We start from the raw sequence: 26,908 nt of genomic DNA on the forward strand, positions 1-26,908 counted from the left end.
ATGAATTAACGAATGGCCTGGACGGGCGTCGGCGCACCGCGCCTCACTGCCAATACAATAAGAATGAGGCCGACGATAAGCATCGGGATCGACAGCAGCATGCCCATGGTTAATCCGCCCCAGAGGAAACCGAGCTGCGCGTCCGGCTCGCGGAAATGCTCGCCGGCGATGCGGGCCAGACCATAGACCAGGATGAAGGCGCCGAGGATCATGCCGGGGCGCTTCAAGGCACCGAACCGGATCATGATCGCGAGCACGGTGAACAGCAGGATGCCCTCCATGCCGGCTTGGTAGAGCTGGCTCGGATGCCGCGGCAGTTGCGTCGGATCGTTGGGGAAGATGATCGCCCAGGGCAGGGTCGGGTCGGTGGCGCGGCCCCACAATTCGCCGTTGATGAAATTGGCGATGCGTCCGAGCAACAGCCCGACCGGGGCGACCGCGGTGGTGATGTCGCCGAGCGACAGGATCGAGATGCCATTGCGCCAGGCGAACCACATCACCGCGACGACGCAGCCGAGGAAGCCGCCGTGGAACGACATCCCGCCCTCCCACAACTTAAAGATCGCGGCGGGATGATCGATGAAGAAGGGCAGGTTGTAGAACAGCACGTAGCCGGCGCGGCCCCCCACGATGATGCCGAGCGTGACCCACAGGATGAAGTCGTCGATCTGAAGCAGCGAGATCGGCGCGGGTCCGCCCCACAGGCGTTCGCTCTTCAGCAGGGCGCGGGCATAAAGCCAGCCGAACACGATGCCGCAGATATAGGCCAAGGCATACCATTTGATCGCGAACGGACCGATCTCGAGCGCGATCGGGTTGAAGGCGGGGAAGTCGATGAGCAGAAACGGCATCGCGCCTTCTGTGTCCAAGCGGGATCGCGGCGGTCGGCGCCGGCAGACGCCCCGTGATTCCTCTTATGCAGGGACGTTGAATACGATTGCAAGGAAACCGGCGCATGACAAGGATACCGCCGCTTCGCTCTTGAACCGGCCCCGTCGGATTGCCATTGTCATTCTGCGTGTTCGCGCAAAGTTTATCGGAGGCCCACAATGACCCAGACCAACAACCGGTTTTTCGACGAGATCGGCCGCCTGATGAACGACGCCGCCGGTGCTGCCCAGGGCGTCAAGCGCGAGTTCGATTCCGTGATGCGCAGCCAGGCCGAAAAATTCCTGCGCGACATGGACCTCGTCAAGCGCGAGGAGTTCGAGGCGGTCAAGGACATGGCGCGCCTTGCGCGTGAGGAGAACGAAGCCCTGAAGGCGCGGCTCGCAGCGCTGGAGGCGAAGCTCGGGGGGACCCCGACGTCGTAAAGCGCGGTCTCTTACCCTCCCCTGGAGGGGGAGGGTCGGCGCGTAGCGCCGGGGTGGGGTGATCTCTCCACTCGGGCACCGCCTCGATCGAGAGACTGTCACCCCACCCCGGCTCACGTTTTGCTACGCTCCATATGAGCCGATCCTCCCCCTCCAAGGGAGGGTAAGGACCCGGGCCTCCCAGGGGAGGGTACCAGCCCATTCTCCTTGTCATTTCCGCAGCTTCCGGGTAAAAGCCCGCCACGTCCGCGGCCCCCGCACCCCTGGAGGCTTGCTGTGGACTATGCCATGGGCCGCCTTGCGGCCCATTAACTTTTGCAAAAACAAGGACTTAACGACATGGCGACGACCGTCAAGGAATTGAAGGCGACCGCGCGTCCGAAGAGCGGCAAGGGGGCCGCCCGGGCTGAGCGTCGCGCCGGGCGAGTGCCCGGAGTGATCTACGGCAACAACCAGCCCCCGCTGACGATCTCGATCGAGGATCGTGAACTGCGCCAGCGCATCCTTGCCGGCCGGTTCCTGACCACACTGGTCGACATCGACCTCGAGGGCAAGAAGCACCGCGTCATTCCGCGCGACTACCATCTCGACCCGGTCAAGGACTTCCCGATCCATGTCGACTTCATGCGGCTGGGCGAAGGCGCCACCATCCGCATCAGCGTTCCCCTGCACGTGGTGAAGGCGGAAACCTCTCCGGGCGTGAAGCGCGGCGGTACCGTCAACATCGTCGCCCACGCGATCGAGCTCGAATGCGGCGTCGAGAGCATCCCGCAGTACATCGAGGCCGATGTCGGCTCGCTCGAGATCGGTCACTCCCTGCATCTGGCCGACGTCAAGCTGCCGGCCGGCGTCAAGGCGCTGACCCGCGAGGACGCGACCCTCGTCACCATCGTGCCGCCGTCCGGTTACGCCGAAGAGCAGAAGGCCGCTGCTGCGGCTGCCGCTGCTGGTGCGGCCCCGGGCGCTGCGGCTGCTCCGGCCGCTGGTGCTGCGGCTCCGGCTGCTGCTCCTGCCGCTGCTGCCAAGGCTCCCGCCGGCGGCGACAAGAAGAAGTAATCTCTCGAAGCTGGCGCGCGGTCCTTGACCGCGCGCCGAGCGGGGGGCGCGCCGCGTCATGCGACTCTTTGTTGGGCTCGGCAATCCCGGCGCGAAATACGCACGTAACCGGCACAATATCGGCTTCATGGCCGTCGAGGAGATCGCGCGGCGTCATGGTTTTGCGCCGTGGCGCCGCCGCTTTCAGGGCGAGACCTCGGAAGGTGCGCTCGGACCCGAGCGCGTGATCCTGCTCAAGCCCATGACCTACATGAACGAGTCCGGACGCAGCGTTCAGGAAGCGGCGAGCTTCTTCAAGATCGCCGCGGGCGACACCACCGTGTTCCACGACGAGCTCGAGCTGCCGCCAGGCAAGGTGCGGGTGAAGATCGGCGGCGGCATTGCCGGCCACAACGGCCTGCGCTCGATCTCGGCGCATATCGGCAACGATTATCGCCGCGTGCGCCTCGGCATCGGTCATCCCGGCGTCAAGGAGCTGGTGCACGGCCATGTGCTGTCGGACTTCGCCAAGGCCGACAACGAATGGGTGACGACGCTCTGCGACGCGGTGGCCGAGCACGCCGCACTGCTTGCCAAGGGCACGGACGCAACCTTCGCCAACAGGGTGCATCTGGCCATGCAGGCGAAGGGGTTTTTGACCAAGGACGAGAACGGCAAGGAATAGCACCTGTCATCGCCGGACTTGATCCGGCGATCCATCCTTCGAAGACGATGGATGCGCGGATCAAGCCCGCGCATGACGAGTTCGAAAGACATTTGCGCGCGAAGCGCGGAGGCCAGGACCACCATGGGATTCAAATGCGGGATCGTCGGATTGCCCAATGTCGGCAAGTCGACCTTGTTCAATGCGCTGACCGAGACGGCCGCGGCGCAGGCCGCGAACTATCCGTTCTGCACCATCGAGCCGAATGTCGGCGAGGTCGCCGTGCCCGATCCCAGGCTCGACAAGCTCGCGGCCATCGCCAAGTCGGGCCAGATCATCCCGACCCGGCTGACCTTCGTCGACATCGCCGGCCTCGTGCGCGGCGCCTCCAAGGGCGAAGGCCTCGGCAACCAGTTCCTCGCCAATATCCGCGAGGTCGACGCCATCGCGCATGTGGTTCGCTGCTTTGAAGATTCCGACATCACCCATGTCGAAGGCAAGATCGCCCCGCTCGCGGACATCGAGACCATCGAGACCGAGCTGATGCTCGCCGACCTAGACAGCCTCGAGAAGCGCGTCGACAATCTCACCAAGAAGGCCAAGGGCAACGACAAGGACGCCAAGGAGCAGCTCGATCTCGTCAACCGCACCCTGGTGCTCTTGCGCGAAGGCAAGCCCGCGCGCCTCGTCGAGCGCAAGGCGGAGGAGGAGCGGGCCTTCTCGATGCTCGGCCTGCTGTCGTCCAAGCCCGTGCTCTATGTCTGCAACGTCGAGGAAGGCTCGGCCGCGACCGGCAATGCCTTCTCCAAGGCGGTCGAGGAGCAGGCGGCGAAGGAGGGCGCGGTTGCCGTCGTCATCTCCGCCAAGATCGAATCCGAGATCGCGACCATCTCGCGTGACGAGCGCGCGGACTTCCTGGAGACCTTGGGCCTCGAAGAAGCCGGCCTCGACCGCCTGATCCGCGCCGGCTACACCCTGCTCGACCTCATCACATATTTCACGGTGGGCCCGAAGGAAGCGCGCGCCTGGACCATCCATCGCGGCACCAAGGCGCCGGCGGCGGCCGGTGTGATCCACACCGATTTCGAGAAGGGTTTTATCCGCGCCGAGACCATCGCGTATGACGATTACGTCGCGCTCGGCGGCGAAGCCGGTGCCCGCGATGCCGGCAAGCTCCGCCTTGAAGGCAAGGACTACGTCGTCGCCGACGGCGACGTGATGCATTTCAGGTTTAATACGTAGGAGCTGGTCATTCCGGGGCGCGCGAAGCGCGAGCCCGGAATCCATCTATACGCTTGTTCTGTGGCTCAATGGATTCCGGGCTCGCCTCTTCGAGGCGCCCCGGAATGACGGGAATCACCGCATCCCTGATCCCTGGTCCCGGATCGCGCCGAGATGCTCGTTGATGCGGAAGACGATCAGGATCAGCTCCGCGACGATGCGCGAGAACACGATGCCGACCACGACGCTGGCGATCGACGACAGCAGCACCAGGAAGCCGCCGAACGGGCTGATCGCCATCGCAGCGAGCCCTGAGAAGATGCCGGAGAGCCCGAACAGGCAGATCAGCGCGATCACCAGCCAGTAAAAGGTCTTGATGATCGTCGGCGTGATGAAGCGGTCCCACTGGAACAGGTCGCTGAATGAGAACATTGCTCTCCCCAAGGCAAATCGCAAGGCAAATCGGGACTTCAAATCGGGCTTCGGCCGTCGATCGATCCGACTCAAATCAACGCCGATCTCAAGTATGTAGCACGAGCCATGCGGGCCGGCGGGTTGAGATTGCCGCAAAGTGCGGCCACAATCTGTCATTCCCGCAAAGCTTTCCCGAGATGACCCTGACCTTCGAAGATTTCCCGCCTGGCCGGTTCGGAACGTTCGGCCCGCGCCACGTCACCCGCGACGAGATATTGGCCTTTGCCGCCGAGTTCGATCCGCAGCCGATGCACCTCGACGAGGCGGCAGCAGCTGAGAGCATGCTGCGCGGCCTGTCCGGTTCGGGCTGGCACCTGTGCTCGCTGATGATGCGGATGATGGCCGACGGCTTCATCACCCGCGCCGCGTCGCTGGGATCTCCCGGCGTCGACGAGGTGCGCTGGCTGTCGCCACTGCGGCCCGGCGACGATCTCACGCTCGACGTCGATGTCCTGGAAGCGCGGGCCTCGAAGAGCCGACCTGAGCTCGGCATCGTCAAGTTCAAATGCACCGCGCGCAATGCGGCGGGGCAGGCGCTCGCCGAGATGATCTCGCCGATCCTGATCAAGCGGCGCGAGGGAGCGGCCTGATGCGGTTCTTCGAAGACATCGCGATCGGTCAGCGCCGCGAGATCGGCGCCTATACGTTCACCGCGGAAAAGATCAAGACCTTCGCCGCCAAGTTCGATCCGCAACGCTTTCACCTCGACGAGGAGGAGGGCAAGAACTCGCTGTTCGGCGGGCTCGCGGCCTCGGGCTGGCATGTCGGCTCGGCCTGCATGAGCCTGCTTGTCGCCGACGGCCAGCGTCTGGCGCGCGAGGCCGCCTCGCGCGGCGAGGAGGTCGCCGTGTGGGGCCCGTCGCCGGGTTTTCGCGACCTGCGCTGGATCAGGCCGGTGCTCGCCGGCGACACCGTCTCTTACGTCAACGTCGTCATCGACAAGCGCACCTCGGCCTCCCGTCCCGGCTGGGGCATTTTGACGGCCCGCACCACCGGCACCAACCAGCGCGGCGAGGAGGTCTATTCCATCACCGCCTCCGCCTTCGTGCCGCTGCGCAAGGGCGGTTAGATCTGTTCCAAGATGAACGGGCAAATGAGTGCGCGAGTGTTGCCCGCGCGCTATGGACGCGATTCCGGGTGGCTGCCATAAGCCTGCGCAACATGGTTACGGCGAAGCAGTTTCGCGGAACCAGTCAGTTGCTAACTAATTATGAACCTGTCGCTGTCTATTTGAAACGAATAGGCAGACGACAGGGGACGAGGACCATGGCTGATCGCGGCGCACTCAAATTTGTTGGATTCATCTTCGCGACCGCGACGCTGGCCGTGATGCTGGTCGCGGGCATGGTGGCGAAGGGCTACGCCGATGGCGCCTACACGCTGGAAGCCTCGACCGCGGAAGCGGCCCGGTAAGAATTCGTTAACGATCGCGGCCGGCATCCGGCCGCAGCTCAGCGGCTATAGACGAACGCCAGGATGGCGATCGCAACCGCCAGCAGCCCGACAAAGCGCAGCATGATCGTGCCGAATTGATTCGGCGCGGGCCGCAACGGGATCGGGTCCGTGGTGTCGGGCCGAATGCTTTCCATCTGAAATGTCCCCTGAGCCCGGCCGTAGCTGCACGGGCGCTTGGCGTTGGTCGCCGGGGTGGGCCGGAGGGTTCAATGGTGGCCGTTGGCCGCGCCACATTCTCCGCTGTCATGCCCCGGCTTGTCCGGGGCATCCAGTACGCCGCGGCCTATCGATTCAATCACCGGCGCTGGTGGAATACTGGATCACCCGCCCCTGTGCGCAATTGCGCACTAGGCGGGTGATGACACCTGTGTTGGAGAAACGGCTGCGTGACCCACCAACAAATCAAAACCGCCGCGCTCCCTTCCGGAACGCGGCGGCCAATGATGCGTTCGTGCCGGCGATCAGCTGTTGCGCAGGCCGTCGGCGGCGCGCTTCCACTGCGCGACGTTGTCGGCGATCATGCGGGTCGATTTCATCGCGGCCTGGCTGAGCTGGGCGTAGCCGGAGATCTCGCGCTGGACGCGCTGGCCTTCGGCGTGGAGCAGGTCGCGCAGGCTCTCGAGCTCGGAGATCAAATTCTCGATCTCGGCGAGCGAGGTGCCGGCGACGCGCTGGATCAGCGAGTTGACGTTGTTGACGGTGGCTTCCGCGCTCGGGTCGAGCGGCGGCGCGTCGGCGGTGGTCGCGGCCGGACGGCGCAGATAGGCGATGTCGTTGCGGACGAAGTCGCGGATGCCGGCTTCGACCTCGGTCACGGCGGCGAGGTTGGTGTCGACCGTCTCGGTCTCGGTGGCTTCGATCTTTTCCGGACGCATGGCGTTCATCGTTATTCCCCTGTTCGCGTTGAGCGCAGCGCGAGTGTCCCCCGCACGACGACGTCTGTGAGGCAGGCTGCATCAGGGCGTCCGATTTTGACCGCAAATGGGCCAAGATGCGGCAAGGCCGGACCATTCGGGGGTTTTGCCGTGGCGTATGGTTAGGGAAGGGTGAATGCTGCCGCGGTGATGGCCTTCTCCCCGCAGGCGGGGAGAGGCGCCGGCCTCACCAGCTCTTCTTGAAGCCCGCCGTCACGCTCTTGTTCAGCGTGCCTTGCGAGGTTTCACCGACCGAGCCTGATACGGTGACGTTGTCGAACAGCTTCTGCTCGGCGCCGAGCTTGCGCAGCCATTTGTCGTCGGTGGTCGACAGCGTCTGGCCGGCAACGATGCTGGTGCCGGTGTCGGTCACGGTGACCTTGGCGCTCTGGTCGGTCTCGTAATTGCGCGTGACGTGGCCGCCGATGCCGGGGACCGCACTGGTGCCCTGCTGGTTGACGCTGTAGCCGTTCTGCAGCGTCAGCGAGGTGTCGCCCGACAGCGGCATCGATTTGGTCAGCGACGCCCCGATCTTGCTGTGCTCGGCGCCGGGATCGACCCTGGCTTCCACCGCGGTCTTGTCCCAGATCGCGCCCGCGCCCGGCGCGGTTGCCGTCGCCCAGGCGCTGCCCGAGGATTGCGGCAGGTTGCCGCCGTTGGTGGCCTTCTGCGCCAGCAGCTCGGACATCGTCCTGGGCTCGCTCGCCAGCGTCATGTCGGCGCCGACTCGGGTATCCCAGAACGAGGACACCGATTGCTTCACGGTCACCGCCGAGGAGCCGTTGGCATTGGGATTCGACGACCAGTCGAGGCCTTCCCTTGCGGCGGCCTGCGCGCGCTTCTTGGCGGCCATCGGGTCGATGCCGGTCCCCGCATCGACCCCGATCTGGCTCCAGTCGAGCTTGTCGACGTCGATGCCCTTCATGATGTCGGGACCATTGACGTCGGGGGCTTCGGCCGCCTCGGCCTCGTCGTCTGATGCGGGTGAGGAGAAGGGCGGAATGAACTGTGCCTGTAACGTCAGCACCGAGCCCAAGATGAATGCGGCCGCCAGCAACGGCAGCCTGGTCCAGCCAAACCCTGTCGAGAATTCCATCGTCCTGCCCACGAACCCCAGCGCATGCTGTTCGGCCCCACTATAGCGGTCGCAATGACCATGCGCCATTCCGGCGCTGAAAGTGCCGGTTTATCGTTGCGGAATTGTGGCGGTTCGCAAGGGGAGGCGAACCAACGGGCCGCGCGAAAGGCGCGCGCCCGATGACAGGTTCGTGATGCGACGGCATCCGGCGGGGCTGGAGGCCAGGACGTCGCGATCGCCTCGTCATCGGTCCCGAACAGCGGGGCCCGTTGGCGTCCCCCCTGAAGCGCGATGATCATCATCGCGCTTCAGGTTGTTGTTTGCGCATGATCTTCTCGGAAAACCGCTTCGCACTTTGCGCTAACGCGGCCCTTCGGAGCCGGATCATGCGTTAGCCGACGCTGGTCATCTTCGGCAGATGAATGGCGCGGCCGAGTGCCTGCTCGACCAGGTCGAAGGTGTCGATCAGCACCCGCATGCTGATCAGCTTGCCGGCCTTGAACTGGGCGAACTGCGCCACGCGCAGGCTGATCGGCTTGTTGGAATCCAGCGCCGTCAGCGAATAGCGCACCATCGAGGCGGCGGAATCGACGCCCAGCATGATGCTCTCGCGGTCGAAGCGGCGGACCTGGAAATTGTCGGCGAGCTGGCGGATGACGTCGAGCACGGCATCCTTGCCCTGGCGCGCGCCGAGGAACGGAAACATGTCGATCGGGCCGTAGAGCGCCCACTCGACGTCCTCGTCGATCAGGGCCTCGATATCCCTAAAATCCCGGTCGTTGATCGCGCGGTGCAACGCACGCGAGAAACGCCAGAGGCTGTGCTCTGTCATTTGGGGCAGTCCTGAAGCTGGCTTTACGGAAAAAAACGGCAAACAACCCCATGCGCACCAAGGCGCCAGGGCTCAACTCATTTGTATACGAACAAATTAGCAGATTTCGGCCAAAACGCAATTCACGTTTTCGCAATGCACACTTGAACGGGTTTTGTGAGATTTACAATACAACCCCGTAATTGTCCGGGTCCCGGCGCTCAGTCCGCCCCGGCAATCAGCGGCCCGATCTCCCGTTCCAGCACCTGCTGCACCAGGTCGTAGGAATCGATGATCTCGCGCATCTCCGCCACCAGTCCGCTGCGAAACGTGTAGAACACCGCCATGTCGAACTGCACGATGCGGTCGTTGCTGCGCTTCTTGAAAAAGGCGTGCATGTAGGTCGCGACGGCCTCGCCTTCGGCGACGATATGCGGCGTCTTGTAACGAACCTCCGAATAGCGCGACCAGACCGTCTGCCACAGCTCGCGCAGCTCCTGCTTGCCGTGGCGCGGCACCAGATGTGGCAGCACGTCGATCGGGGCGTGGGTGAGGAAATAGACGTCATCGGTGCAGCAGGCCAGCGCCGTCTCGATATCGCCGCGCGCGAAGGCATCGAGCAGGTGCACGACGCGTTGGCGATTCAGCTGCTCCACCGTCATTCCCGCCTGTCCTTTGTTGGTCTTTTGGCGTTGCGCAAGCTTAACGCGTGGTCTCACGCATCCGCAATCCGCTAGATCACAGGGATGGTGCAGACGTTTTGACGTTCCACCGCAATGCCCGGTTCATGGGGTCACGTTAAGATTGAGTTGGCGCCGCAACTGCACGAATTCAGGGCGTCGTCGGCTGCCCTCCGCGCAAGCCGCATGGACGAACGCGCAAAGTCGCATGCGGGGAACCACGGGTCTGCCCGCCGATCCGGTCCAGAGCTTCAGTGAAGGAAGGGGGAGGCGCCGCCCGCACCGCCGCTCACCGCGTGATCCATCTCACATCACCGCACCGGAGCCGCGACTACCGTCATCGGCATGTCATCAGGGAGACGTGCCATGGCCACCATCGCCAATGCCAGAAAGTCCCGCCTGCATAACGCGCTCGAAGGCCTCGCGCTGACCGCGGCCCTGCAGAGCTTCCCGACCTTCGCCACCGCGGCCTTCCTGCTCAAGCTCGTTGGCAACCACGACCTCGTCGGCGATCCCGGCGTCGCCATCTTCGTCGCCTTCGCCTCGTTCACCCACGCCCTGATCGCCGTGACCCTCGGCCCGAGCTTCCCGCACCTGTTCAAGACCGTCTACGAGCCGAAATTCTTCGAGGCCCATCTGTCGCTCTCCGACAAAATCACGGCATGGCGCACCCAGCCCGTCGCCTCACTGCAACTGGTGACGATCGTGCTGCTGCTGTCGGTGATGGCGTGGTGACGGCGAGCGTGGGGTGAGGGGGTAACCACGAACGTCGCCGATAAACCTACGCGTCTACCTCTTCTTCCACCCACCCCTTCGCCCCGGTGCCCCGCCCGTCGACTTCGGCGCGGGCCCGAACTCCGGTCCCGACTGCCGCGAATCCGTCGGCTGGATGATCCTGCTGGTGCTGCCGAACGGCTTTGACGGCAGCGCGCGGCTCTCGCGATAGGGCAACGACTCCGGGCCGTGCATCTCGTCGAGATGCGGCTTATGCACGCGGGAGCCCTTAGCCCCGCCGGCCTTGAGCGCGGTGGCGGCGCTCTTGTTCTTCATGGCGCTGACGGGGAGGTTGGCGGCGTCGCCGTATTTCTTCGTGCCGGCATAGGCGCCCGCCTTGGTCGCGACGGTGCGCTGCTTGACGGTGGGGTCGTCGACCACGGCGAGCTCGGTAGCGCGCAGGCGCTTGACTTCGTCGCGCAGGCGGGCGGCTTCCTCGAAGTTCAGATCGGCGGCGGCCTCGCGCATCCTCGTTTCGAGATCGGCGAGCACGGCTTCGAAATTGTGGCCGATCGAGATGACGTCGTCGGTCATGTCGTGGCCGCCGACCTCGACCAGCACGTGGTCGCGCTCGTAGACCGAGTTGAGGATGTCGCCGATCTGCTTCTTCACGCTCTCCGGCGTGATGCCGTTGGCGTTGTTATACTCGACCTGCTTCTCGCGGCGGCGGTTGGTCTCGGCGATGGCGCGCTCCATCGATCCGGTCATCTGGTCGGCATAGAGGATCACCTTGCCGTCGACGTTGCGCGCGGCGCGGCCGATGGTCTGGATCAGCGAGGTCTCGCTGCGCAGAAAACCTTCCTTGTCGGCGTCGAGGATCGCGACCAGGGCGCATTCGGGGATGTCGAGGCCTTCGCGCAAGAGATTGATGCCGACCAGTGCGTCGAAGGCACCGAGGCGCAAATCGCGGATGATCTCGATGCGCTCGATGGTGTCGATGTCCGAGTGCATGTAGCGGACGCGGATGCCCTGCTCGTGCAGATATTCGGTGAGGTCCTCCGCCATCCGTTTTGTGAGGACCGTGATCAGCGAGCGATAACCTGCTTGCGCGGTGGCGCGCACCTCGCCGACGAGGTCATCGACCTGCGTGCGGGCGGGGCGGATGTCGACCGGCGGATCAATAAGTCCGGTGGGACGAATGACCTGCTCGACGAACACGCCGCCGCTCTCGTTCAGCTCCCAGCTGCCCGGGGTTGCCGACACCGCGACGGTCTGCGGCCGCATCATGTCCCATTCCTCGAAGCGGAGCGGGCGGTTGTCCATGCAGGAGGGCAGGCGGAAGCCGTATTCAGCCAGCGTCGCCTTGCGGCGGAAGTCGCCGCGGAACATGGCACCGATCTGCGGGATGGTGACGTGGCTCTCGTCGGCGAAGATCAGCGCGTTGTCGGGCACGTATTCGAACAGCGTCGGCGGCGGCTCGCCGGGGCGACGCCCGGTGAGGTAGCGCGAATAGTTCTCGATGCCGGCGCAGCTGCCCGTCGCCTCCATCATCTCGAGGTCGAAGGTGGTGCGCTGCTCCAGCCGCTGCGCTTCCAGCAGGCGGCCCTGGTTATTGAGCTGGTCGAGCCGCTGCTTGAGCTCGAACTTGATCGACTTGATCGCCTGCACCAGCGTCGGGCGCGGCGTCACATAGTGCGAGTTGGCGTACATCTTGATGAATTCGAGCTCGTCCTGCTTGTGGCCGGTGAGCGGATCGAACTCCTCGATGGTCTCGATGGTGTCGCCGAACAGGTTCACGCGCCAAGCGCGGTCTTCATAGTGCGCCGGGAAGATGTCGATGACGTCGCCGCGCACGCGAAACGTGCCGCGGGTGAAATCGGCCTGGGTGCGCTTGTACTGCAGCGCGACGAGATCGGCGATCAGCTGGCGCTGGTCGATGCGCTCGCCCTTCTTCAGCGCGAAGGTCATCGCGGTGTAGGTCTCGACCGAGCCGATACCGTAGATGCAGGACACCGAGGCGACGATGATGACGTCGTCGCGTTCGAGCAGCGCGCGCGTCGCCGAGTGGCGCATGCGGTCGATCTGCTCGTTGATCGAGGAATCCTTTTCGATGTACGTGTCCGTGCGGGGCACATACGCTTCCGGCTGGTAGTAGTCGTAATAGCTGACGAAATACTCGACTGCGTTGTCGGGGAAGAAGTTCTTGAACTCGCCATAGAGCTGGGCGGCCAGCGTCTTGTTCGGCGCCAGGATCAGGGCCGGGCGCTGCGTCGCCTCGATCACCTTGGCCATGGTGTAGGTCTTGCCCGAGCCGGTGACGCCCAGCAGCACCTGCGAACGGTCGTTGCGGTTGATGCCCTCGACCAGCTCGGCGATCGCGGTCGGCTGGTCGCCCTTCGGCTCGTAGGACGACTTGATCTCGAAGCGGACACCGCCTTCGGACTTCTCCGGGCGCGGCGGCCGGTGCGGCGTCCACACCTTCATGGAGCCGTCGCCCTTGCGGAATTCCGGCCGGCCCTCGCGGATCAGCGATTCCAGCGCATCCGCGGTGGCCTTGACGCCCAGTGCCTCCATCTTGGAACGCGGCGGACGCGCCAGCGCTTCGGCATCGTCCTCCTCGGTGGGCAGGCCGAGCTGCCGCGCCAGTTCCGGATCGAGCGTCGGGATGGTGGCCGCAGTTCCGTAATTGGCCTGCGGCGCCTCCTCCAGCCCGGCAAGCTCGCCGGACTGACGGGCGCCCGGCGGCTGCGGATTGGGCCGCAGCGGCATCGGCCGCGCCGCATCTTGCGGAAACTCCTTCGGCGTCGAAGCCCGCGCGCGATGCGCGGCGGCCTCGCCCCCGGCGCGGCGGTCGCGCGAATTATCCGGCGGCGGCTGCAGGCCGGTGCCCGAGCCAAGTCCGGCATCGCCGCGATTGATCGCGGGATTCAGCAGTTCAGCCAGCGCCGGCCCGATCGGCTGCACGTCGGGGCGATGCGCCTTCGAGTTCGGAGCCTTGGTCTTGGGGGATTTGCTGGATTTTTCGGAGGATGCAGGTTTCTTCGCCATCAGGCGAATATGGGACGAGTCCGCCCCGCAATAAAGGGTGAATGCCCCTGGCGATGCAGGCTGCTGACAGCAGGTTGGCAGCAGCCCTGCGGTTCACGCCGCCGGCAGCGGCCCCTCGTCGTCTCCGGCGGTGACATTCGGCTCGAGGATGTCGAGATGAATGCCGCCGCAGTCGGTGCAGCGCATGGCCCAGTACTCGCATCCGGCACGGCCGCCGATCACACGGAGCACCGTGAGATCGCTGTCGCATTCCGGGCAGTTGGACAGCACTGCGCGGGCGTAGATCCGCGGCCGCGCTGCATCGGTTTCGATGATGGACATGACCGGTTCCCCCTTTTTTCGCCGCCCTGTCTCTGGTCGGCCTGGCGGACCGCCTATTCGTCGTCGCCGCCGGTCCGCAGCCGAAAACGATCGATGTGGTGCTTGGCATCGGCAATCGCGGCATCGCGATCGGGCCAGGCGAACCCGACTTCCATGGCCGGAAACAGCACGCCGTCGATGGCCACCGGGCTGAGATCGGCCCGGCGGATCCGCGCGTGCCACAGCCCCTTGCCAGCTTCGAAGGATTCGATGTCAAAGCCGTCGTAGAGGGTCGTCATGAGTGTAGGTCCCACGTTTCTTTTCGGAGGGTCACGAGACCACGTCTGCGGAATTTGGGATGTGAAGCCGTTCACAAGCAGACGGCTTTTTTGCCCGCCAGGCTTCAGTTCCGCGCTGCGGCGCGGCCGATCCGGCGCGGGCGGGCGGCGGGTTCCGATGCCGCCCGCATGATCCAGCGGCGGAAGGCGGCAAAGTCGCGCTGCTCGGTCTGGAAGCTGCGATAGAGCAGGTACCAGCGCATGCCCTTGGGCACTGACAAGTCGAACGGCGCCACCAGTCGGCCGGCCGCAAGATCGTCGTCGATATAGGGGCGGATGCCCATGGCGATGCCGAGCCCGTCGGCCGCGGCCTGCAGCGCCTGGCCGTAGAACTGGAACTCGGGCCCGCGCGCGTTGATCCTCGCCGTGCCCGCCGCCTTCAGCCAGATCGGCCAGTCCTCGGGTGAGTGCGCGACGCGGATCAGGCTCGGTCCTTTCAGGTCGCCCGGGCGCTTCAATCCGCCGGCAAGGCGCGGCACGCAGACGGGGGTGAGGTCGCCCGCGAACAGCGGCTCGGCGACGAGGCCGGGCCAGTCGCCGGTGCCGAGCTTGATGCCGCAATTCCAGTCCTCGCCGAACGGCACCGCGGCGCCGCCGGTGGTGAAGCGCACCTCGATGTCGGGCTCCTCGCTGCGAAACTCCGACAGGCGCGGGATCAGCCAGCGCATCGCAAAGGTGTGGCCGACGCCGATGGTGAGCACGCGCACGCTCGCAGGCGCCGTCACCTGCGCCGTGAGGCTCGCCAGCGCATCGAAGATCGGAGTCAGCCCGCTCTGATAGGCGCGGCCGGCCTGCGTCAGCACGAGCCTGTTGGCCTTCCGCTCGAACAAGGCGACGCCGAGCCGCTCTTCGAGCAGGTGCACCATGCGGCTGACGGCGGCCGCCGATACGCTCAGCTCCAGCCCGGCCGCAGCAAAGCTGCCGGTCCGTGCCGCCGCCTCGAACGCCTTGATGCCGTTGAGAAACAGCAGCCGCCGCAAATGACCCACCCTCAGGAAAGCTGATGCCAGGGCAAGATATCTCAGTTTGCGGAACAGGCGCAAGCGAGGCACAAACATCAGCGTAATTCGTGCTGATTTGTTGAAGCAGGCGCGGTGCCTTCGCCTCTCCTCGCGGGGCGAGGGAGTGAAACAGTTTGCGTCCCTCACTCGCCCTCGGGAGATTCCTTTCGTGACGCCCATCATGATCGCTGCCCTCGGATTGCTGATGGTGGCCACCGCGTTCCTGTCGGGGCTGTTCGGCATGGCGGGCGGGCTGATCCTGATCGGCGTGCTGCTGGCACTGATGCCGCTGCCGACCGCGATGGTGCTGCATGCGGTCACGCAGATGGCTTCGAACGGCTGGCGCGCGTTCCTGTGGCGGGCGCATATCCGCTGGCGGCCGGTTGCGAACTACATGGTCGGCGCGGCCCTCGCGCTCGCGGCGTGGTCGCTGACCCGCTACGTGCCGGACAAGCCGGTCGCGCTGCTGCTGCTCGGCATCACCCCGTTCATGGCGCGGCTTTTGCCGGCGAACGTCAAGCCGGACCCTGATAGCCTCTGGCAGGGCACGGTCTACGGCACGATCTGCATGGGCCTGATGCTGATGACCGGCGTCTCCGGCCCGCTGCTCGACACCTTCTTCCTCGGCGGCGATTTCGGCCGGCGCGAGAAGGTGGCGACCAAGGCGATGTGCCAGGTCGTCAGCCATTTCACCAAGCTGATCTATTTCGGCGGCATCATCGACCAGGCCGCGGGCCTCGATCCCGTGCTCGCTGCCGTCGCCATCGCAGCCTCGATGCTCGGCACCACGCTGGCGCGGCGCATCCTCGAAGCCATGACCGACCAGCAGTTCATCGCCTGGTCCAACAAGCTGATCACCACCATCGCCTGCTACTACATCGTCCACGGCGGCTGGCTGTTGCTGCGTGCGCCGGTTCTGGCCGCCTTCGACAAGGGAGGTTTGCAATGAGCTGTAACGCCGATCCGCTGGTGCTGGACTTCGTCGAATGGGTCGCGCGCGAGCCGCGCGTCTACGCCGAGGTGCTCGCGACCTGGAAGACCTCGTGCCCGCGCCTCACCATCTGGGAAGACGCCGCCGAGCGCGGCTACGTCGCGCGTGAGACGATTGCCGGTCTCGGGCTGGTGATCGCGGTGACGGAAGGCGGCGAGAGGCTGTTGCGCGCGAACGGGCGGTGACGCGCACACCTCGCTCCACATCGTCATTGCGAGCGCCAGCGAAGCAATCCAGAATGTCTTTCGCGGAAGCAGCCTGGATTGCTTCGCTGCGCTCGCAATGACGGAGCACTGCTCAATGTCGCTCAAACTCTACGAACTCGTCGGCACCGATCCCGCGCGCCCCTTCAGCCCGTATTGCTGGCGCACCCGGATGGCGCTCGCGCACAAGGGCCTTGCGGCGGAATCTCTGCCCTGGCGCTTCACCGAGAAGAGCGCGATCGCGCCGCACGGCTCGGAGAAGGTCCCGGTGCTGTTGCATCATGACAAGCCGATCGTCGATTCCTGGACCATCGCGAACTATCTCGAGGACACTTTTCCGGATCGCCCGTCGCTGTTCGGCGGCGAGGGCGGCCGCGCGATGGCGCGCATGATCAATGCGTGGGGCGACATCGCCATCGTCGGCGGCATCTTTCCGCTCATCATCGCCGACATCCCGAACAATCTGAATGAGGTCGATGCCGCCTATTTCCGCAAGTCGCGCGAGGCGCGCTTCGGCGGCAAGACGCTCGAGGAGATCATGGCGGGCCGCGATGCCGGCGTCGTCGCGTTCCGCAAATCGCTCGAGATCATGCGGCAGACGTTCAAGACGCAGCCTTTTCTCGGCGGGCAGGCACCGAACTACGCCGACTACATCGTGTTCGGCGGATTCCAATGGGCGCGCGTGGTCAGCCCGTTCAAGCTGCTCGAAGCGGATGATCCGGTCTATATGTGGCGGGAAAAGCTGCTGGATGCATTCGACGGCTTGGCGCGCAAATCGCCAGGACATGAGGTGTAAACTTCGTAGCCCGGATGGAGCGCAGCGAAATCCGGGGCCGGTGCTAGCGGAACGATTCCCGGATTACGCTTGCGCTCCATCCGGGCTACGCGCCGCCGCTTTCCGCAAGCACTCCCGGCACAGGCAATCCTCCCCCTCGATCGGCATCGGCAGCCGTGCCGTCTCCTCCGCGCACCAGCAAGTCCCTGAGAGATCGCAGCCGAATTCGCTGCCGCAACGGGAACAGGTGAGACGGCGCGCAAGTGCCGGCGCTGACGGGATTTCTTTCGGATTTGTCATGTTTTACGTCGAAGCTTCGCCGTCATTTTCATGGCGGGTTCATCTGCCGCTGCAGTATATTACGCGCCGACCGCGTCGAAAGGAAAGCACCTCGCAACGCGAAGGACAGATCATCGATGGCCCGCGATTCGCAAGCCGCCCTCGTCGCGCTCAACCGCTTCGGCTTCGGCGCCCGCGGCGGTGCATCGGGCGATCTCGTCAATGCGAGCTCCGACCCGCGCGGCTTCGTGAAGGCGGAGCTTTCGCGTGCCAATGGCGTGCTGCTGGAAGCGCCGGGCCTGCAATCGACGCCGCAACTCGGCCAGGCCGTGTTTGCCTATCAGGACCAGGTCAAGCAGGCGCGTGAGGCGGCGAAGGCCGCCGCGCCCGCCGAGACGCCGCCTGCCGATCAGAACGCGCCCTTGCGTCGCAATCTCTCGCTGAATGCCGCGGCAGAGATCACCGGCCAAATGGCCGATGCGAAGCCCACAGGCAGCGCACCGAAGCCGGAGACCATGCAGCCGAACGCCGCGCCGCCCGCTGCCAAGCCAGCGCCGCAGCCGCTCAACGTCATCCAGAAAACCTTTCGCGCCGAGGCGTTGGCGCGGCTGCAGCGCGCCACGCTCGCCGAATGCGGCTTCACCGAGCGCTTGGTCGCGTTCTGGTCCAATCATTTCTGCATCTCCGCCAGCAAGGGCGAGCTGGCGCGGATCTGGGCCGGGGCGTTCGAGCGCGAGGCGATCAGGCCGCACGTGCTCGGGCGCTTCGCCGACATGCTGAGGGCCAATGAAGGGGGCCCTGTGGGGCGTCTCGCCTTCCTGCTCGGCGGCCTCGACGGCGCGCTCGCCGAATTCGAAAGCGGATTAAGGGATCGCTGGCGCGACACCGTCGTGGTGGTCGCCACCGAGTTCGGCCGCACCGCGCGCATCAACGGCACCGAGGGCACCGATCACGGCACCGGCACGATCGCCTTGCTTGCCGGCGGCGCGGTGCAAGGCGGCCGGGTGATCGCGGACTGGCCCGGCCTCAAGCTCGCGAACCTGTATGAGGGCCGTGACCTCAAGCCGACCACGGATCTGCGCTCGGTGATCAAGGGCGTGCTGCAGGATCAGTTCGGCCTGTCCGATCGCACGCTGGCCGAGACGGTGTTCCCCGACAGCGCAAGCGCAAGGCCGATGAAGGGACTGGTTACCTAACCCACAGATGCTGTCATTCCAGGGCGCGCCTCTTGGCGCGAGCTATGATGCGCAATTGCGCATCTGAGAATCCATACTCCCGATCGGGGTTATGGATTCCGGGCCCGCGCCTTGCGGCGCGTCCCGGAATGACGAGATAATGGCGCAGCATCAGGAGACACCACCCCATGTACATCGCCATGAACCGCTTCCGCGTCGCCAAGGGCTCCGAGGCTGCCTTCGAGCAGGTCTGGCTCACGCGCGACACCCATCTCGACAAGGTGCCGGGCTTCGTCGAGTTTCACCTGCTGCGCGGGCCGGAAGCCGAGGACCACACGCTGTACGCCTCGCACACCGTGTGGGCGAATTATGCGGCGTTTGAGGCGTGGACCAAGTCGGAAGCATTTCGCGCGGCGCATCATAAAGCGGGCGACAACAAGCCGCTTTATCTCGGCCATCCCCAGTTCGAAGGTTTCGAGGTGATGCAGACCGTGGGGCGCGGCGCCAAGTAACGCTGCCAAGTAGCGCTGCCAGCAAAAAAATGCGGCCCCTGTCAGACGCGGCGACTGACGGGGACCGCTGGGGCGCATGATCGGTGACGGGGGGCCTGACCAGACGCAGGGGCAGCCTAGCCTTGCTGTGTTACGCGCGGGTGACAGGTGGAGTTATCCACAGGCTCCCGGCACGACTCAGAAGACCTTGCGATAGACGATGAAGCCGGAGCGCTCCGCGACCTTGTCGTAGAGGCGTTGCGCCGTGAGATTGGTTTCGTGCGTCTGCCAGTAGACGCGCGGCGATCCCGCCAGCTTCGCCCGCTCGTAGACGCCGTGGATCAGCGCCGATCCGACGCCCTTGCCGCGCGCAGCCTCTGATGTGAACAGGTCCTGCAGATAGCAGGACGGCTCGATCGCGGTGGTGCTGCGATGGAACAGATAATGCGTGAGCCCGAGCAGGCAGCCGTCGCTTTCGGCGACCAGCGCATGCATCGGCTCATAGGCATCGAAGAAGCGCTGCCACGTCATCCCAGTGATCTCGGGCGCGAGCGCGGTCGGACCGGAGCGGCCGTAAAAGGCGTTGTAGCCGTCCCACAGCGGCAGCCATTGATCGTAATCCTGCCTGGTGACGGCGCGAATGATGAGGGGCATGTGAGTTTCCGCGATCTCGGAGGTGCGCGACGAAGGGATGCCCTTCATACGTGATGATCGTATTGCCGATCAATCGCACACTCGCCTTACTCCGCAACGCGCAAGTACCGGATCAGCTTGCGGCTCGCGGGATCGCGCAGCGAGCGGTAGTAGTCGGCGCGCGCCGGCGCATCGGTGTGGCGCACGAGGTCGGTCACCGGCGTGTAGCTCAGCATCCGCCCGCCGTCCGGCAGTGCGGTGCAGACGAAGCGCAGCACCTCGCCGTTGCGTAGCGCGACGTTGATCGGCGTGGCATCGCCGACCCGCACCATCTCCATGCGCTGCGCGATGAAAGTGCCGAGCTCGTCCTCGGGCAGCGCGAACGCGCCGGTGTCGCGGCCGTGATACATCAGCGCGATGAAGGGTGGCTTCGCCTCGGCGACCTCGTCCGGCACCGCAAAATAGTCGCGGAACGCGCGGTTGATGAATTCGGCCCGGGTTTCGGCATCGAGCAGCACGATGCCGATATCGACCTTGTCGAGCGCGGCCGACAGCCGCGCGGCAATGGCGTGGCTGCGGCGCTCGGCCGCGAAACTGCCGAGCAGCCGCTCGTGCATCAGCCCGGTGATGCCGGCGGTTCCGAAAACGGTGACGGCCAGGAGGCCGAGCGGCGCCAGATCGGCGACGCCATGGCCGGAGACGCCGTGGCGATTGAGGAAGAACAGCGCCGCGCCGATCACCGCGACAATCGCGGTCGTCACGGCGGAGGCGAGACCTGCGAGCGCGCCGGCGAGAGCCACGATGGCGACGAACAGCGGGGCGGGCGAGGGCGCGGGGACGAAGCGATCGAGCAGCATCGCCAGCAGCAGGGTCGCTGCCGTCAGCGCCGGACCGGAGATCGCACGCCATCCGAACCGCATGGACCTGTCTCGCTCCTCCCGAAAGAGGTAAGGCCGCAACACTGGCTGATTGTTGCGTGACTGCGATGCGATTTCGTGCGGCGTGCTTAAGGCGCGGTTGCGTGCAAGCGTAAGGCTTTCGGATGATTTTAAAGCATGATCCGGAAAAGTGTGAAGCGGTTTTCCGAAAAGATCATGCTCAAACAATAACCTAAAGCGCGATGACGATTCATCCTAATCGCATCGCGCTTTAGACCATCTGCGCGCGCTGCTGCAGCGTCGGCGCATGCAGCGTCGACGTGCCTGTGCCCTTGCGCGTGCCGACGATGATCAGCAGCGAGGCCGCGACCAGGATGGCCGCAGTCAGGGTGATTGCAACGACTACCACAGGTGATTTCATCGACGTCCTGTCGCGATGCCGGTCGGCGCGGGCCGCACGGCGCCCTGAAGGCTGGTCCAGGATGAAACGGGAATCAGACCGGCAGGCCCATCGCCATGGTCGCCTTGGTCGACAACACCGTCAGGGTGACGATCAGGCACAGCGAAAGCGCGGCGACGGCGAGCGAAGCCGCGACCGCATGGGTGAGCCGGGAAGACGCGACGGCAGCGGATGGGCTCTGAAACCCCGCTGTGCCGGACGCCCGCATCATGGTCTAAATCCTTCAACACGCGAGCGAATCACCCGCGACTTTCCAGAATTTCCCAGTTTCAACCGGCAATATTGCGGCGGCTACCGCGCCGAAAGTGGCGAGATTGCGGCAGAGGCGGCCCTTATGCCCGCTATTCGCCGGAGCGGACGCGCCGTCAGGCGCTCGCGGCGATGCTGGCGGGGTCGTCGATGTCGGCCGGGCGCCAGTCCATGGTCACGAAGCCGGGCGCGGCTTCGACGCGTTTCAGCCAGTCCCGGATCGCCGGGAAGGCCTGGAGATCGAAGTCGCAGCGGTCGGCGAGGTGGGTGTAGCCGTACAGCGCGATGTCGGCGACCGTGAGCTGGCGCGCGGCGAAATAGGAATTGGTCTTGAGGTGATTCTCCATCACCTGGAGCGCGCCATAGCCGCGCTCCATCCAGTCCTCCAGCGAATGGGTCTGCAGGTCGCGGCCGCCCTTGACCAGCGACAGCCAGAAATAGGCCGCGCCGATGTTCGGCTCGAGCGCGTGCTGCTCGAAGAACATCCATTGCAGCGCCTCGGCGCGGTCGATGCGGTTTTCCGGCGCGAGCGGCGTGCCGACGGCAACGTACCAGAGGATGGCGTTGGACTCGGCGAGATAGCGGTCCTCGCCGACCTCGAGCAGCGGCACCTGCCCCGACGGGTTCTTGGACAGGAAATCCGGCGTGCGGCTCTCGCCGCGCAGAATGTCCACCTCCACCGCTTCGTAAGGCAGATTGAGCAGCGCCAGCGCAAGGCGGACCTTGTAGCTGTTGCCCGAGCGTTGCATCGAATAGAGCTTGTACATTCTGGCGTTCGAAATCCGAGGACGAGAAGACGCGGCGCCCGTTGCCCCGCGAGGCGGCTAAACAATGATGCCGATGCGAATCCGCCGCAAGTGCTGGCCGATAGAAAAACTCGAAAACCCTACCGCACTGCAATGGAGGGGAAGATCATTTCGCGTCGATGCAGTTCAGTTCACATGTACGTCAATCTGCGGACACATCGCTCTACGTAGGCTACCGCATAGACGATCGAGATTAGGACGCCAGTGTTTCCGCATCGTCATGGCCGGGCTTGACCCGGCCATCCACGTCTCACTTGCCGCACGAAGAACGTGGATGCCCGGGACAAGCCCAGGCATGACGACGAGCGGTTTCCTGGAGACGTGCACCATCCAGAATTGCTCCGAGGACAGGCCTTGTCGGATATGAGCAATTCCGGAGGCAAAAGTTACGGAATATTGCGGGAAACCGCGCCTCGCAGCGCTCCAACTCGTAAACTTTTCCGGGATCGGGCCGAAGTTTCTTGCGGCCCAGCGGCACACGTTTTAGGGTGGCTCATTCCCACAATCAGAGTCGTGAGGCGAAGGGCTTCACGACGCTCGCCAGGAGATGATGATGTCCTTCCTTGCCGCTGCGCTCGACCGTGTGAAGCCGTCCGCGACCATCGCGGTCACGGATAAAGCACGCGCGCTGAAAGCGGCGGGCCGCAACGTCATCGGCCTCGGTGCCGGCGAGCCCGACTTCGACACGCCCGCCAACATCAAGCTGGCGGCGATCCGCGCCATCGAGGCCGGCAAGACCAAGTACACCGCGGTCGACGGCATTCCCGAGCTGAAGGAAGCCATCATCGCGAAATTTCAGCGCGAGAACGGCGTCGCCTACAAGCCGAACCAGATCATCGTCGGCACCGGCGGCAAGCAGGTGCTCTACAACGCGTTGATGGCGACCATCAATCCGGGCGACGAGGTGATCATTCCCGCGCCCTATTGGGTCAGCTATCCCGAGATGGTCGCGCTCGCGGGCGGCGAGCCGGTGCCGGTGGTCTGCACCGCCGCGACCGGCTTCAAGCTCCAGGCCGAGGCGCTCGAGCGCGCGATCACGCCGAAGACCAAATGGGTCATCCTGTGCTCGCCGTCGAACCCGACCGGAGCTGCCTACACGCGTTCGGAACTGAAAGCGCTCACCGACGTGCTGGTGAAGCATCCCCACGTCTGGGTGATGACCGACGACATGTACGAGCATCTCGTCTATGACGACTTCCAGTTCACCACGGTCGCGCAGGTCGAGCCGAAACTCTACGACCGCACGCTCACCGTGAACGGCGTCTCGAAGGCCTATTGCATGACCGGCTGGCGCATCGGCTACGCCGGCGGTCCCGCGCAGCTCATCAAGGCGATGTCGACGATCCAGTCGCAGTCGACCTCGAACCCGTCGTCGATCGCACAATGGGCCGCGGTCGAGGCGCTGAACGGTCCGCAGGACTTCATCCCCGCCAACAACAAGGTGTTCAAGGAGCGGCGCGACCTCGTGGTGTCCATGCTTAATCAGGCCAAGGGAATCGAGTGCCCGCGTCCCGAAGGCGCGTTCTACGTCTATCCGTCGTGCGCCGGCACGATCGGCAAGACCGCGCCGTCGGGCAAGGTGATCGCCAATGACGAGGACTTCGTCACCGAGCTCCTGGAGACCGAAGGGGTCGCCGTGGTGCAGGGGTCGGCCTTCGGCCTTGGACCGGCGTTCCGCATATCCTACGCGACCAAGACCTCGGACCTCGAAGACGCCTGCAAGCGCATCCAGCGCTTCTGCGGCAATCTGCGGTAAGACGGTCGCGACAAGAATCGGAAAGGCCCGCTTCGGCGGGCCTTTTTTGTTGTTTTTCGATAAGAAGAGTCGGATGGACTTTTTGTTTCTGGTCGGCGTTGTGCCCGGCCCCTCACCCGGATCACATCTGCGATGTGATCCGACCTCTCCCCGCGGAAGAGCGGGGAGAGGTTAAGCAAGGCCGGCGACGTTGCATTGTGAGGGACGCACGGCTCTCTCACTCCCTCGCCCCGTTCTTACGGGGAGAGGGTGGGGTGAGGGGTCTCTCCGCAAGTTCGATTCTAAACGCGCGCGAGCTGGCACGACCGCGGCTCTTGTGGCATAGACCCGCAACACGGGTGGGGCGCTCTCTCTGCTCGCATCACATCATCGCCGGAGACATTCATGCGCCGTTCGTTCCTCTTCGCCGCACTCACCGCTGCCGGCCTCATCGCCTCCGTCGTGAACACCGGCGCGCAGCAGCGGATGGCGCGGGTCGGCGTGCTCGAATGCCGCGGCGGCGCCAGCGTCGGCTTCATCGTGGGGTCGGTGACCCATCTCGGCTGCGTGCTGCGGGCCGACGGCCTGCCCGAGGATCGCTACGTCGCGACCATCCGCAAGGTGGGCCTCGATATCGGCATCACCCAAGAGACGGCCCTGGCCTGGGGCGTGTTCGCACCGGTCGACCGGCTCGGCCCCGGTGACCTCTCCGGCAACTACGTCGGCGCTCAGGGCAGCGCCTCGGTCGGTGTCGGCTTGGGCGGCAACGTGCTGGTCGGCGGCTCCAACAATTCGATCGCGCTGCAGCCGCTGAGCGTGCAGGGCCAGGTCGGCCTCAACATCGCCGCCGGCCTGGAGAGCCTGGAACTCCGTCCGGGCCGTTGAGATATACGGGCGAAGCTCTCTCCTTACCTCTCCCTTCGGGAGAGGTGGAACACCGAGCCTGCAGTCCGTAGAATTATAAGACTTGATCCAACTGACGACGCACCGCAGCGACGTTTGATGCTTGCCAAATCTCGGGGAGGGGCAGAGCATCGGCGTTTGCCGACCCAATCACGGGCCGAGCTCCACAAGAAGGAGGCGGCGAATGGGACAAGACGTCAGAAGTCCCCGAGGTCCACGGTGCATCGCGCTGGTGGGCCCTTTCCAAAGCGGTAAAACCACACTTTTGGAAGCAATATTGGCGCGAACGGGTGTAATCCCGCGCGCCGGCAGCGTCGATGCCGGAACGTGCGTCGGCGACGCCACGCCCGAGGCCCGTCATCACAAGATGACCGTCGGCCTCACTGCCGCCACCACGAGTTTCATGGGCGACAGCTACACCTTCCTCGATTGTCCCGGTTCCGTCGAGTTTGCCCACGACATGCGCGCCGCGTTGCCGGCGGTCGACGCCGCAATCGTGGTCTGCGAGGCCGACGAGAAGAAGCTGCCGCAGCTTCAGATCATCCTGCGCGAGCTGGAGGAGCTGAAGATCCCGCGTTTCCTGTTCCTCAACAAGATCGACCGCGCCAGTCAGCGCATCCGCGAGACGCTGGCGATGCTGCAGCCCGCCTCGCGCGTGCCGCTGGTGCTCCGCCAGATCCCGATCTGGAAGGGCGAGCTGATCGAGGGCTTCGTCGATCTCGCGCTGGAGCGCGCCTTCATCTATCGCGAGCACAAGGCCTCCGAGGTGATCGCGCTCGAAGGCGGCGATCTCGATCGCGAGAAGGAAGCCCGCTTCTCGATGCTGGAGAAGCTCGCCGATCACGACGATGCGCTGATGGAGCAGCTGCTCGAGGACATCCAGCCGCCGCGCGATGCCGTCTTCGACGATCTCGCCCGCGAATTGCGGGAAGGGCTGATTTGCCCGGTGCTGCTGGGCGCCGCCGTGCGCGAAAACGGCGTGTTGCGCCTGATGAAGGCGTTGCGTCACGAGGCGCCCGGCGTTGCGGAGACCGCAAAACGTCTTGGCGTACCCGAGACCAAGGACGCGCTCGGCTATGTCTTCAAGACGCTGCATTCGCAGCACGGCGGAAAGTTGTCGCTGACGCGGTTGCTCGCCGGCCATCTCGACGACGGCGCCACGCTGCAATCCTCATCCGGCGGTGCCGGGCGCATCTCTGGCATCCTCGCCGTCAACGGCGCCTACGACACCAAGCGCGCCTCGGCCGAAGCCGGCGAGACCGTGGCCCTCGCCAAGCTCGATCCGGTCAAGACCAGTGACACGGTTTCGAGCGGCAAGACGGCGCCCGCGGCATTGATCACGATCGAGCCGACGCCGCCGGTGCTCGCGATCTCGGTCGCGGCGACCGACCGCAAGGACGACGTCAAGCTCGGCCAGGCGCTGACGCGCCTGCATGAGGAGGATCCCTCGCTCATGATCGTGCAGAACGCCAAGACTCACGACACTGTGCTGTGGGGCCAGGGCGAGATGCATCTGCGCGTCGCCAGCGAGCGCTTGCGCGACCGCTTCGGCGTCAAGATCACCTCGCATCCGCCTGCGATCGGCTATCAGGAGACCATCCGCAAGCCGATCACCCAGCGCGGCCGTCACAAGAAGCAGTCCGGCGGCCACGGCCAGTTCGGCGATGTCGTGCTCGACATCACGCCGCTGCCGCGCGGCGACGGCTTCAAGTTCGCCGAGAAGGTGGTGGGCGGCGCGGTGCCGCGCAACTACATCCCGGCGGTGGAGGAGGGCGTCGTCGATGGATTGGCGCGCGGTCCGCTCGGCTTCCCCGTCACCGACGTGCAGGTGACGCTGACCGACGGCTCCTATCACAGCGTCGATAGCTCCGATCTCGCCTTCCGCACGGCCGCGCGGGTCGGGCTCAATGAAGGCCTGCCGCAATGCCAGCCGGTGCTGCTGGAGCCGATCCACATGGTCGAGATCGTCTGCCCGACCGACGCCACCGCCAAGATCAACGCGATCCTGTCGGCGCGGCGCGGCCAGATTCTCGGCTTTGACACCCGTGAGGGCTGGACCGGCTGGGACTGTGTCCGCGCCATGATGCCGGAAGCGGAGATCGGCGAGCTGATCGTGGAGCTGCGCTCGGCCACCGCCGGCGCCGGCAGCTTCACGCGCCAGTTCGACCACATGGCCGAAGTCACCGGCCGCGCCGCCGACCAGATCATCGCCGCACATCAGCACGCGGCGTGATCGGGTAGGCGATCTCGTGCCCCGGACGCAGCGCAGCGCTCCTTCAGCGGT

33 protein-coding genes are annotated in these 26,908 nt (G+C 65.1%); 16 read left to right on the forward strand and 17 right to left on the reverse strand.

The genetic code is table 11. The features are described from left to right. Window positions 1-5: 5 nt before the first annotated feature. A complete protein-coding gene (gene lgt, locus N2605_RS02715) occupies window positions 6-851 on the reverse strand; it encodes a prolipoprotein diacylglyceryl transferase (protein ID WP_036027175.1) in 846 nt (281 codons plus the stop codon). Window positions 852-1,049: 198 nt separating this feature from the next. Here lgt and N2605_RS02720 point away from each other — a divergent pair, with 198 nt between their 5' ends. From N2605_RS02720 to ychF, 4 genes are all read left to right on the forward strand, one after another. After that, complete coding sequence (locus N2605_RS02720; RefSeq protein ID WP_057027684.1) at window positions 1,050-1,313, forward strand: accessory factor UbiK family protein; 264 nt, start codon at window positions 1,050-1,052, stop codon at window positions 1,311-1,313. Window positions 1,314-1,652: 339 nt separating this feature from the next. Next, entirely contained in the window at window positions 1,653-2,369 is a 717-nt protein-coding gene (locus tag N2605_RS02725) for a 50S ribosomal protein L25/general stress protein Ctc (protein WP_057027685.1), read from the forward strand. A gap of 58 nt (window positions 2,370-2,427) precedes the next feature. Further along, complete coding sequence (gene pth, locus N2605_RS02730) at window positions 2,428-3,033, forward strand: aminoacyl-tRNA hydrolase (RefSeq protein ID WP_260345737.1); 606 nt, start codon at window positions 2,428-2,430, stop codon at window positions 3,031-3,033. A gap of 123 nt (window positions 3,034-3,156) precedes the next feature. Next, on the forward strand, window positions 3,157-4,254 hold the full coding sequence (gene ychF / locus N2605_RS02735; RefSeq protein ID WP_057027687.1) for a redox-regulated ATPase YchF: 1,098 nt from the start codon (window positions 3,157-3,159) through the stop codon (window positions 4,252-4,254). Between the two features lie 114 nt (window positions 4,255-4,368). Here ychF and N2605_RS02740 read toward each other — a convergent pair whose 3' ends face one another. Then, on the reverse strand, window positions 4,369-4,665 hold the full coding sequence (locus N2605_RS02740) for a DUF4282 domain-containing protein (RefSeq protein WP_028134403.1): 297 nt from the start codon (window positions 4,663-4,665) through the stop codon (window positions 4,369-4,371). 179 nt (window positions 4,666-4,844) lie between these two features. On the opposite strand from N2605_RS02740, the gene N2605_RS02745 reads away from it, so the two are divergent. The 3 genes from N2605_RS02745 (at window position 4,845) to N2605_RS02755 (ending at window position 6,120) form a co-directional block, all read left to right on the forward strand. Then, window positions 4,845-5,297 carry a MaoC family dehydratase gene (locus N2605_RS02745; protein WP_057027688.1) on the forward strand — a complete coding sequence of 151 codons (453 nt, stop codon included), beginning with the start codon at window positions 4,845-4,847 and terminating at the stop codon, window positions 5,295-5,297. Beyond that, complete coding sequence (locus N2605_RS02750; protein ID WP_057027689.1) at window positions 5,297-5,776, forward strand: MaoC family dehydratase; 480 nt, start codon at window positions 5,297-5,299, stop codon at window positions 5,774-5,776. The genes N2605_RS02745 and N2605_RS02750 overlap by 1 nt, the downstream gene beginning before the upstream one ends. 197 nt (window positions 5,777-5,973) lie before the next feature. Beyond that, on the forward strand, window positions 5,974-6,120 hold the full coding sequence (locus N2605_RS02755; protein WP_036009412.1) for a hypothetical protein: 147 nt from the start codon (window positions 5,974-5,976) through the stop codon (window positions 6,118-6,120). 38 nt (window positions 6,121-6,158) lie between these two features. On the opposite strand, the gene N2605_RS02760 is transcribed toward N2605_RS02755, so the two are convergent. The 5 genes from N2605_RS02760 to N2605_RS02780 all read right to left on the reverse strand — a co-directional run bounded on the left by N2605_RS02760 (window position 6,159) and on the right by N2605_RS02780 (window position 9,627). Next, window positions 6,159-6,296 (reverse strand): hypothetical protein, encoded by a 138-nt coding sequence (locus N2605_RS02760; RefSeq protein WP_007614812.1) that lies wholly within the window; start codon window positions 6,294-6,296, stop codon window positions 6,159-6,161. A gap of 327 nt (window positions 6,297-6,623) precedes the next feature. After that, on the reverse strand, window positions 6,624-7,046 hold the full coding sequence (locus N2605_RS02765; RefSeq protein WP_036040066.1) for a hypothetical protein: 423 nt from the start codon (window positions 7,044-7,046) through the stop codon (window positions 6,624-6,626). A 217-nt stretch (window positions 7,047-7,263) separates the two neighbouring features. Then, complete coding sequence (locus tag N2605_RS02770; protein WP_260345745.1) at window positions 7,264-8,172, reverse strand: hypothetical protein; 909 nt, start codon at window positions 8,170-8,172, stop codon at window positions 7,264-7,266. A 373-nt stretch (window positions 8,173-8,545) separates the two neighbouring features. Then, entirely contained in the window at window positions 8,546-8,986 is a 441-nt protein-coding gene (locus tag N2605_RS02775; protein ID WP_109145308.1) for a nuclear transport factor 2 family protein, read from the reverse strand. Between the two features lie 200 nt (window positions 8,987-9,186). Beyond that, window positions 9,187-9,627, reverse strand: a complete 441-nt coding sequence (locus N2605_RS02780; RefSeq protein ID WP_260345746.1) for a nuclear transport factor 2 family protein — start codon at window positions 9,625-9,627, stop codon at window positions 9,187-9,189. Window positions 9,628-10,011: 384 nt separating this feature from the next. On the opposite strand from N2605_RS02780, the gene N2605_RS02785 reads away from it, so the two are divergent. Then, window positions 10,012-10,380, forward strand: a complete 369-nt coding sequence (locus N2605_RS02785; protein ID WP_260345747.1) for a hypothetical protein — start codon at window positions 10,012-10,014, stop codon at window positions 10,378-10,380. Between the two features lie 54 nt (window positions 10,381-10,434). Here the strand turns inward: N2605_RS02785 and uvrB are convergent, their stop codons facing one another. The 4 genes from uvrB to N2605_RS02805 form a co-directional block, all read right to left on the reverse strand. After that, window positions 10,435-13,407, reverse strand: coding sequence for an excinuclease ABC subunit UvrB (gene uvrB / locus N2605_RS02790; RefSeq protein WP_260345748.1), 2,973 nt, complete (start codon window positions 13,405-13,407; stop codon window positions 10,435-10,437). Window positions 13,408-13,500: 93 nt separating this feature from the next. After that, on the reverse strand, window positions 13,501-13,728 hold the full coding sequence (locus N2605_RS02795) for a hypothetical protein (RefSeq protein WP_225144297.1): 228 nt from the start codon (window positions 13,726-13,728) through the stop codon (window positions 13,501-13,503). A gap of 53 nt (window positions 13,729-13,781) precedes the next feature. Continuing rightward, entirely contained in the window at window positions 13,782-14,006 is a 225-nt protein-coding gene (locus N2605_RS02800) for a hypothetical protein (protein WP_036009439.1), read from the reverse strand. Between the two features lie 104 nt (window positions 14,007-14,110). Continuing rightward, the gene (locus tag N2605_RS02805; protein WP_225148094.1) at window positions 14,111-15,025 is read right to left on the reverse strand and encodes a LysR substrate-binding domain-containing protein; all 915 of its coding nucleotides are present in this window, start codon (window positions 15,023-15,025) and stop codon (window positions 14,111-14,113) included. Between the two features lie 190 nt (window positions 15,026-15,215). On the opposite strand from N2605_RS02805, the gene N2605_RS02810 reads away from it, so the two are divergent. The 3 genes from N2605_RS02810 to N2605_RS02820 all read left to right on the forward strand — a co-directional run bounded on the left by N2605_RS02810 (window position 15,216) and on the right by N2605_RS02820 (window position 17,036). Next, window positions 15,216-15,995 (forward strand): sulfite exporter TauE/SafE family protein, encoded by a 780-nt coding sequence (locus tag N2605_RS02810; protein ID WP_225144296.1) that lies wholly within the window; start codon window positions 15,216-15,218, stop codon window positions 15,993-15,995. After that, on the forward strand, window positions 15,992-16,222 hold the full coding sequence (locus N2605_RS02815) for a hypothetical protein (protein WP_036009448.1): 231 nt from the start codon (window positions 15,992-15,994) through the stop codon (window positions 16,220-16,222). The genes N2605_RS02810 and N2605_RS02815 overlap by 4 nt, the downstream gene beginning before the upstream one ends. A gap of 115 nt (window positions 16,223-16,337) precedes the next feature. Continuing rightward, window positions 16,338-17,036 carry a glutathione S-transferase family protein gene (locus N2605_RS02820; protein ID WP_260345749.1) on the forward strand — a complete coding sequence of 233 codons (699 nt, stop codon included), beginning with the start codon at window positions 16,338-16,340 and terminating at the stop codon, window positions 17,034-17,036. Window positions 17,037-17,099: 63 nt separating this feature from the next. Here N2605_RS02820 and N2605_RS02825 read toward each other — a convergent pair whose 3' ends face one another. Continuing rightward, the gene (locus N2605_RS02825) at window positions 17,100-17,315 is read right to left on the reverse strand and encodes a cysteine-rich CWC family protein (protein ID WP_260345750.1); all 216 of its coding nucleotides are present in this window, start codon (window positions 17,313-17,315) and stop codon (window positions 17,100-17,102) included. 116 nt (window positions 17,316-17,431) lie between these two features. Between N2605_RS02825 and N2605_RS02830 the strand changes: the two genes are divergently transcribed. Both N2605_RS02830 and hmuQ read left to right on the forward strand, forming a co-directional pair. Further along, on the forward strand, window positions 17,432-18,490 hold the full coding sequence (locus N2605_RS02830; RefSeq protein ID WP_260345751.1) for a DUF1800 family protein: 1,059 nt from the start codon (window positions 17,432-17,434) through the stop codon (window positions 18,488-18,490). Window positions 18,491-18,657: 167 nt separating this feature from the next. Next, on the forward strand, window positions 18,658-18,981 hold the full coding sequence (gene hmuQ / locus N2605_RS02835) for a heme-degrading protein HmuQ (RefSeq protein ID WP_036009456.1): 324 nt from the start codon (window positions 18,658-18,660) through the stop codon (window positions 18,979-18,981). A gap of 177 nt (window positions 18,982-19,158) precedes the next feature. Here the strand turns inward: hmuQ and N2605_RS02840 are convergent, their stop codons facing one another. From N2605_RS02840 to N2605_RS02860, 5 genes are all read right to left on the reverse strand, one after another. Next, complete coding sequence (locus tag N2605_RS02840) at window positions 19,159-19,614, reverse strand: GNAT family N-acetyltransferase (RefSeq protein WP_260345752.1); 456 nt, start codon at window positions 19,612-19,614, stop codon at window positions 19,159-19,161. 86 nt (window positions 19,615-19,700) lie between these two features. Next, the gene (locus tag N2605_RS02845; RefSeq protein WP_260345754.1) at window positions 19,701-20,513 is read right to left on the reverse strand and encodes a PAS-domain containing protein; all 813 of its coding nucleotides are present in this window, start codon (window positions 20,511-20,513) and stop codon (window positions 19,701-19,703) included. 229 nt (window positions 20,514-20,742) lie between these two features. Continuing rightward, on the reverse strand, window positions 20,743-20,892 hold the full coding sequence (locus N2605_RS02850) for a hypothetical protein (RefSeq protein WP_260345756.1): 150 nt from the start codon (window positions 20,890-20,892) through the stop codon (window positions 20,743-20,745). 73 nt (window positions 20,893-20,965) lie between these two features. Then, the gene (locus tag N2605_RS02855; RefSeq protein WP_260345758.1) at window positions 20,966-21,142 is read right to left on the reverse strand and encodes a hypothetical protein; all 177 of its coding nucleotides are present in this window, start codon (window positions 21,140-21,142) and stop codon (window positions 20,966-20,968) included. 154 nt (window positions 21,143-21,296) lie between these two features. After that, window positions 21,297-21,947 carry a glutathione S-transferase family protein gene (locus N2605_RS02860; protein WP_025032208.1) on the reverse strand — a complete coding sequence of 217 codons (651 nt, stop codon included), beginning with the start codon at window positions 21,945-21,947 and terminating at the stop codon, window positions 21,297-21,299. Window positions 21,948-22,539: 592 nt separating this feature from the next. Between N2605_RS02860 and N2605_RS02865 the strand changes: the two genes are divergently transcribed. The 3 genes from N2605_RS02865 (at window position 22,540) to N2605_RS02875 (ending at window position 26,857) form a co-directional block, all read left to right on the forward strand. Continuing rightward, window positions 22,540-23,742 carry a pyridoxal phosphate-dependent aminotransferase gene (locus N2605_RS02865; RefSeq protein WP_036009490.1) on the forward strand — a complete coding sequence of 401 codons (1,203 nt, stop codon included), beginning with the start codon at window positions 22,540-22,542 and terminating at the stop codon, window positions 23,740-23,742. 384 nt (window positions 23,743-24,126) lie between these two features. Continuing rightward, window positions 24,127-24,606: a DUF992 domain-containing protein gene (locus tag N2605_RS02870; protein ID WP_260345759.1), complete on the forward strand. Its 480-nt coding sequence runs from the start codon at window positions 24,127-24,129 to the stop codon at window positions 24,604-24,606. Window positions 24,607-24,808: 202 nt separating this feature from the next. Continuing rightward, window positions 24,809-26,857, forward strand: a complete 2,049-nt coding sequence (locus N2605_RS02875) for an elongation factor G (protein ID WP_260345760.1) — start codon at window positions 24,809-24,811, stop codon at window positions 26,855-26,857. Window positions 26,858-26,908 lie beyond the last annotated feature (51 nt).

The organism is Bradyrhizobium yuanmingense (assembly GCF_025200905.1).
Taxonomy (GTDB): domain Bacteria; phylum Pseudomonadota; class Alphaproteobacteria; order Rhizobiales; family Xanthobacteraceae; genus Bradyrhizobium; species Bradyrhizobium yuanmingense.